This is a genomic window from Streptomyces sp. NPDC001985, from assembly GCF_040296845.1.
In the GTDB taxonomy this organism is placed as follows: Bacteria; Actinomycetota; Actinomycetes; order Streptomycetales; family Streptomycetaceae; genus Streptomyces.
Window position 1 is genome coordinate 1 of sequence record NZ_JBEOYB010000139.1, and the last position, 7,967, is coordinate 7,967.

The 7,967-nt window shown below is 71.5% G+C and carries 1 protein-coding gene; it reads left to right on the forward strand.

Annotation, left to right across the window (positions count from 1 at the left end; genetic code table 11):
* Positions 1 to 7,967, forward strand: a 7,967-nt coding sequence (locus ABT122_RS32645; RefSeq protein ID WP_351559653.1) for a non-ribosomal peptide synthetase, incomplete at both ends; no start/stop codon positions are given.

The following is a 7,967-nucleotide window of genomic DNA, read 5'->3' on the forward strand; positions in this document are numbered from 1 at the left end:
CCGTCCGGGGTGACGTCGGCGCTGCTGACGGCTGTTCCGGCGGCTTTCCACGCGGGTGTCGACGATGTGCTGCTGGCCGGTCTCGCGGCCGCCGTTGACGAGTGGCGCGGTGGCCGCGAGTCCGGGGGCGGCTTCCTCGTCGATGTCGAAGGCCACGGCCGCGTACCGCTCGGGGACGGTGAGGACCTCTCCCGCACCGTCGGCTGGTTCACCAGCGTACGACCGGTGCGACTCACCGCAGGACCGATCGACCCCGCCGAGACACGCGCCGGTGGAGCGGCGGCCGGCCGCGTGCTGAAGCGGATCAAGGAGCAGATACGGGCGGTCCCCGGCGACGGGCTCGGCTACGGCATCCTGCGCCGGCTCACCACCGGAGCCGCCTCCGGGCCCACCGAAGGGCCCGGCCTCACCGAACTGTCCGTACTCACCGAACTGTCCGGCCCCGGCGCACAGATCGGCTTCAACTACGTCGGCCGGGTACCCGCGCCCGCCGCCCCCGACTCCGTACCCGGCGACTGGTCACCGGCGCCCGAAGGCGGCCCGGTCGGCGGCGCCGGAGGGGAGTACCCCGTGATGCACGCCCTGGAGGCCGAGGGTGTGGTGCACGACCGGGAGGAGGGGCCGGAGCTTCTGCTCACTCTGGTCTGGCCGGAGCGGGTTCTCGATGAGCCGGCGGCGCGTTCCCTGGTGGAGGGGTGGGCGGCGATGCTGGCGGGGTTGGCCGTCCACGCGGCGGCCCCGGGGTCCGGTGGGCGGACCCCGTCGGACTTCCCGCTCGTGACCGTCGGCCAGGACCGGATCGAGGAGCTGGAGGCGGCCGTCCCCGGCCTCGCCGACATCCTCCCCGTCACCCCCCTCCAGGAGGGCTTCCTCTTCCACGCGCTCTTCGACGAGCATGAGTCCGACATCTATGTGGAACAGTTCGACCTGGGGCTCCAGGGGCCGCTGAACGCCCGCGCCCTGCGCGCCGCCTGGGAGGCGGTCATCGCCCGCCACGCGAGCCTGCGGGCCGGATTCCGGCACATCGCCGGGGCCGACCGGCCCGTGCAGGTCATCGCCCACGAGGTCACCCTGCCCTGGCGGCAGGAGGACATCTCCGGACTGGACGAGGCCGAGGCCCGCGCCGAAGCGGAACGGCTGGGCGCCGAGGAGCGGGCACGCCGGTTCGATGTCGCGGCGCCGCCACTGCTGCGCGTCCTCCTGGTGAAGACCGGCCCGGACCGCCACCGCATGATGATCACTCTCCACCACATCGTCCTCGACGGCTGGTCGCTGCCGATCCTGATGACCGATCTGTGGACGGCGTACGAGGCCGGCGGCGGCACGGACGGACTGCCCCCGGCGGCTCCGTACCGCGACTATCTGGAATGGCTGTCCCGGCAGGACCGCGAGACGGCGCGCGAGGCATGGCAGCAGACCCTGGCCGGCGCGGACGAACCGACCCGGGCCGCGCCCGCCGGCACCACCGTCTCGGCATCCGCCCCCTTCGGCCGGGTCACGGCCCGGGCGGGCACGGAGCTGGCACACGCCCTGCGGGACATGACCCGCACACACGGCCTGACCCTGAACACGGTCGTCCAGGCCGCCTGGGCCCGGGTCGTCGGCCAGCTCGCCGGACGCGGCGATGTGGTGTTCGGAGCCAGCGTGGCGGGTCGGCCGGCTGATCTGCCGGGTATGGAGAGCATGCTGGGGCTGTTCATCAACACCGTGCCGGTACGGGTCCGGCTCGACCCTGCCCAGACCGTCGCCGGGCTGCTCGCCGAACTCCAGGCCGAACAGTCCGCGCTGCTCGACCATCAGTATCTGGGCCTGTCGGAGATCCAGCGGCTGGCCGGACCCGGCGCGGTCTTCGACACGCTGATGGCCTTCGAGAACTACCCCGGCGACCCGGACGCCCAGCCCCCGACGGAGGGACTCAGCCTCACCGACTCGACGGCCAGGGAGTCGACGAACTTCCCCCTCGTCGTCATCGTGAACCCGACCGACGACGATCTGGCCTTCCGGATCGAGCATCTCCTCAGCGCCTTCGACACGGCCACCACCCGCACCCTCGCCCGCCGGCTGATCTCGGTGCTGGACCAGATGGCCGCTGACCCGGAGGTCCGGCTCAGCCGGATCGCCGTCCTCGACCCCACCGAGCGGTCCCTCGTGGTCGACCGCTGGAACGACACCGGACGGCAGGTGCCCGGAGCCTCCCTGGTCGAGCTGTTCGAGGCACAGGCCGGGCGTACACCGGACGCGGTCGCGGTGGTCGGCGAGGACTGTGTGTGGTCGTACGCGGAGCTGAACCGGATCGCCGACCGGATCGCCTGCGGCCTCGGCGCCCGGGGCATACGCCGCGGCGACCTGGTCGGCGTGGTGATGGACCGCTCGGCTGAGCTGGTGGCGGTGCTGCTCGGCGTGTCGAAGGCCGGAGCCGGATTCGTGCCCGTGGACCCCGCCTGGCCCGCCGCCCGGATTCGGGTCGTCCTGGAGCACACCGCCCTCACCGTGGCCGGGCACACGGCAGGCGATCCCGCCCACCCCCGCCAGGTCGTCCCGGTGGACGAACTGCTCTCCGGCCCCGACGGTGCTCCCGGAGTCACCGTGGCCGGCACCGATGTCGCCTATGTGATGTACACATCCGGTTCCACCGGTGTACCGAAGGGCGCGGCGATCCCGCACTCCGCCGTGGCCGCCCTCGCCACCGACACCTGCTGGAGCGCAGCCGCCCGGGACCGCGTACTCATGCACTCCCCGCACACCTTCGACGCCTCGACGTACGAGCTGTGGGTACCGCTGGTGTGCGGCGGCCGGGTCGTCGTCGCACCGCCGGGACGCGTGGAGCCCGGAACCCTCACCGCACTGATCCGGGAACACGGCCTCACCGCGATCTATATGTCGGCCGGACTCTTCGGCGTCACGGCCGACGAGTCCCCCGAGGCCCTGGCCGGGCTGTCCGAGGTACTCATCGGCGGCGATGTCATACCCGCGGGCGCGCTCGCCAAGGCACAGGAAGCCTGCCCGGGCCTGACGCTCGTCAATGTGTACGGACCCACCGAAGCCACCGTCATCACGACCACGTACACCGTCGAACCCGGAACCGAACCCCCGGCCGTCGTACCGATCGGCCGGCTCCGCGACAACGCCCGCGGCTATGTCCTGGACGAGTTCCTCCAGCCCGTCCCGGTGGGGGTGAGCGGTGAGCTGTACATCGCCGGGGCGGGGCTCGCCCGGGGATACGCGGGCCGGCCGGGTCTGACCGCCGAGCGGTTCGTCGCCTGCCCCTCCGGCGGCCGGATGTACCGCACGGGCGACCTGGCCCGCTGGATGCCCGACGGCCAACTGCTCTTCGCGGGCCGTGCGGACACCCAGGTGAAGATCCGCGGCTTCCGGGTCGAACCCGGCGAGACCGAGACCGTGCTCGCCTCCCACCAGTCCGTCGCACAGGTGGCGGTGATCGTGCGGGAGGACCGGCCGGGGGACAAGCGGCTGGTCGCCTATGTGGTGCCCGGGCCCGGTGCCGCCGTGGACGCGGAGGCACTGAGGGCGTACACCGGCGAACGGCTGCCGGAGTTCATGGTCCCGGCCGCGGTGGTGGCCCTGGACACCCTCCCGATCACCGCCAACGGCAAACTCGACCGCGCCGCCCTGCCCGCCCCCGAATTCGCCGGAGCGACCGACGGCAGGGGCCCCGCGACCCCGCTCGAAGAGGAGCTGTGCGCGCTGTTCGCCGAAGTCCTCGGAGCGGACCGGGTCGGGGCCGAGACATCCTTCTTCGCCCTCGGCGGCGACTCCCTCCTCGCGATGCGTCTCATCGGCCGCGTCCGGGCCGTCCTCGACACCGAAGTCAGCATCCGGGAGCTGTTCGGCACGCCGACCGTGGCCGGCCTGGCCGGACTGATCGACGCCGGTCGGGACCGGGTCCGGGTGCCGTTGGCTGCCCGGGACCGGCCTGAGGTGCTGCCCCTCTCCTTCGCCCAGCAGCGGATGTGGTTCCTGAACCGGCTGGAGGAGAACGGCTCCGGCGCCGATGCGACCTACAACCTCCCGCTCGCGCTGCGGATGTCCGGTGAGCTGGATGTGGCGGCGCTCGAAGCGGCGCTGGGTGATGTGGCCGACCGGCACGAGAGCCTGCGGACCGTGTTCCCGGAGCGGAACGGCACCCCGCGCCAGGAGATCCTGACGGGCGCCGCCGGCCGGCCACCGCTGACGGTGGTCGAATCGGGAGAGGCCGAACTCGACGAGGCACTCGCCGGATACTCGGCTCTCGGATTCGATGTCAGTGCGGATCTGCCCTGGCGGGTCTGGTTGCTGGTGACGGGTCCTTCGGAGTGTGTGCTGTTGATCGTGGCGCATCACATCGCGGTGGACGGCTGGTCGATGGGTGCGCTGTCGCGTGATCTGGGGACGGCTTACGCGGCTCGGAGGGAGGGCCGGGCGCCGGGGTGGGAGCCGCTGCCGGTGCAGTACGCGGACTACGCGCTGTGGCAGCGCGAGGTCCTCGGCAGCCTGGACGATTCCGACAGTCTCATCAGCGAACAGCTCGGCTTCTGGCGCGAAGCGCTGGAAGGCGCACCGGAGGAACTGGCCCTTCCCACGGACCGGCAGAGGCCCCTGGTCTCCTCGTTCCAGGGCGGCACCGTCCCGGTACGGGTGGGCGCCGAGGCGCACGCCGGTCTGGTGGAGATGGCGGGGCGCGGCCGGGCGACGATGTTCATGGTCGTCCATGCGGCGCTGGGTGTGCTGCTCTCGCGGATGGGCGCCGGGACCGACATCCCGATGGGAACGGCGACAGCGGGCCGCGCGCAGGCTGCCCTCGACGGTCTGGCCGGTCTCTTCGTGAACACGGTGGTGCTGCGCGCGGATCTGAGCGGGGACCCGACCTTCAGTGAGCTGCTGGCGCGGGTCCGGGAGACCGACCTCGCGGCCTACGCCCATCAGGACGTGCCGTTCGAGCGGCTGGTGGAGGTGCTGAACCCGGAGCGCTCACTCTCCCGGAACCCGCTCTTCCAGGTGATGCTCGCGCTGGAGACCTCCCTCTGGGACCGCTGGGAGCTGCCGGGGCTCGGTGTCGACCGGCTGGAATCCGCCGCGGAAGCGGCGCGGTTCGATCTGTCGGTGGATCTGGTGGAGGAGCGTGATGCCGAGGGTGCGCCGGCTGGTATCGGGGGCGGGATTCTCTACGCGGCCGATCTGTTCGACGAGGAGACGGTGCGAGGACTCGCCCGTCGGCTGGGTCGGGTGCTGGAACAGGTGGCGGCCGATCCGGACGTGCGGCTGAGCCGGATATCCGTCCTGGAGGAGACCGAGCGGGCGCAGGTTGTCACCGAGTGGAATGACACCGGTCGGGTGGTGGCGGCGGACACGGTCCTCGCTCTGTTCGCTGCTCAGGCCGTTCGGATTCCCGATGTCGCGGCGGTGCGGTGTGGGTCGGTGGTGTTGTCGTACGGGGAGCTGGAGGCGCGTGCGAACCGGCTGGCCCGGTATCTGACCGGTTTGGGTGTGGGTCGGGAGTGTGTGGTGGGTCTGTGCCTGCCGCGTGGGGTGGAGATGGTGGTGGCGCTGCTGGCGGTGTGGAAGGCCGGTGGCGCGTATGTGCCACTCGACCCGGAGCATCCGGAGGACCGCCTCGCGTACATGATCTCCGACAGCGGCGCCTCGGTGGTCCTGGCCACGGCCGGCGTCGAGGTACCCGGGCCCGATACGCCCGTACTGTTCCTGGATGGTGCTGCGGACGCGATCGCCGCTCAGTCCTCGGAGCCGCTCGACACGGTGGTGGGTCCGGAGCAGTTGGCGTATGTGATCTATACGTCGGGTTCGACGGGCCGTCCGAAGGGTGTGGCGGTGGCGCATGGCGGGGTGGCGAACCTCGCGCAGGTGATGCGTCCCGTGCTCGGTGTCGACGAGGGTGTCGTCGCCCTTCAGTTCGCCTCCTTCAGCTTCGATGCGGCGGTTCTCGATGTCGCGGTCACGCTGGGTGCGGGTGGGACGCTCGCCATCGCGTCGAGTGAGGAGCGGAGGGAGCCGGAGGCGCTGGCGGAGATGATCCGTGCCGCCGGTGTTGAGGTTGCCAGTGTGGTGCCGTCGCTGCTGGGTGTGCTTGATCCGGGTGCGGTGTCGGGTGTGCGGAACTGGGTGCTGGGTGCGGAGCGGTTGAACGCTGATCTGGCGAGCCGTTGGCTGGCGGGGTCGCGGGTGTGGAATACGTACGGTCCGACTGAGGCGACCGTGATCACCACCGCTGTGCCGCTCGATCCGGCGATGGGGCCGGAGGATCAGCCTCCGGCCATCGGCGCCCCGATCGGCAACGCCCGGGTCTTTGTCCTGGACGGTTTCCTTCAGCCGGTGCCGGTGGGTGTGACGGGTGAGCTGTATGTGGCGGGTGGCGGTCTGGCCCGGGGTTACGTCGGCCGGCCGGATCTGACCGCCGAGCGGTTTGTTGCCAACCCGTATGGCGGTCGGATGTACCGCTCGGGTGACCTCGCTCGCTGGACAGCCGACGGCCGGCTCCACTTCGTCGGCCGGGCGGATGAGCAGGTGAAGATTCGTGGTTTCCGGGTGGAGCCGGGTGAGATCGAGGCCGTGATCGCTTCGCACGAGACGGTCGGCCAGGTCGCGGTGGTCGTCCGCGAGGACCGGCCGGGGGACAGGCGCCTGGTCGCGTATGTCGTCCCGGTGGCTGACAGTGTCGAGGTCGAGGTGTTGCGGGCGTCGGCGGGTGCGCGCCTGCCGGAGTACATGGTTCCGTCGGCCTTCGTCGTCCTGGACGCACTCCCGCTGACCGTCAACGGCAAGCTCGACAGGGCCGCGCTGCCGGCTCCCGAGTCGTCGGGGGAGAGTAGCGGCCGGGCGCCGTCGACCCCTGAGGAAGAAATTCTCTGCGCTCTGTTCGCCGAGGTCCTCGGTCTGGACGAGGTGAGTGCCGGCGGTTCGTTCTTCGAGCTGGGCGGCGACTCGATCATGTCGATGCTGCTGGTGTCGAGTGCTCGCCGCGCGGGTCTGGTCATCACCGCCCGCCAGATATTCGAACGCAGGACACCGGCCGGTCTGGCCTCCGTGGCCCAGCGATTCGGGTCCGAGCGGGGAGCCGGCGAAGAACGCGGCACAGGTGAGATACCGCTGACCCCGGTCATGCGGGAACTGCTCGGACGGGTCGGACCCGACAGTGCCGGGACCGTGGTCCAGTCGACCCTGACCGAGACCCCGGTGGGCCTGGACTTCACCGTCCTGACGGACGCGGTCCAGGCGTTGGTGGATCGCCATGACATGCTCCGTGCCCGACTGGTGCTCGGCGAGAGTCCCTCGCTGGTTGTCCCGGAGAGCACCGACGCCGGGCCGCTGGTGCGCCGGGTGGAATCGATGACCGCCCCGGATCTCCAGAGCCTGGTGGACGACGAGACCCGCGCCGCCGTGGGCCGGATGGCTCCGCAGTCCGGTGTGATGGCCCAGGTGGTGTGGTTCGACCGGGGTCCGGACGTACCCGGCAGGCTCCTGATGGTCCTCCACCACCTGGTGGTCGACGGTGTCTCGTGGCGGGTGCTGCTGCCGGATCTCGCGCGGGCGTACGAGGAGCTGGCGGCCGGGCGTGACGCCGGGCTCGACCCGGTGCCGGTGTCCTTCCGGCACTGGGCCCGCGAGCTGACGGCCCGGGCGACCGGCACGGAGCGGCTGGCTGAGGTCCCCCGGTGGGTGGAGTACCTCCAGGACTCCGAGCCCCTGCTCACCGTGCCACCGGCGCGGCCGGCGCGGCCGGAGCGGCCGGAACAGAGCGGGCCGGGTGCTGTGCTGCGTACCGCCTCCGTCCGGATTCCCATGACGGAGACGGCACAGCTGTTGACCAGCGTGCCGACGGCTTTCCACGCGGGTGTCGACGATGTGCTGTTGACGGGTCTCGCGGCGGCTGTCGCCGAGTGGCGGCGCGACCGGGGAGCCGCCGCGGGCGGTCTCCTGGTGGATCTGGAGGGTCACGGCCGCGTACCTCTCTC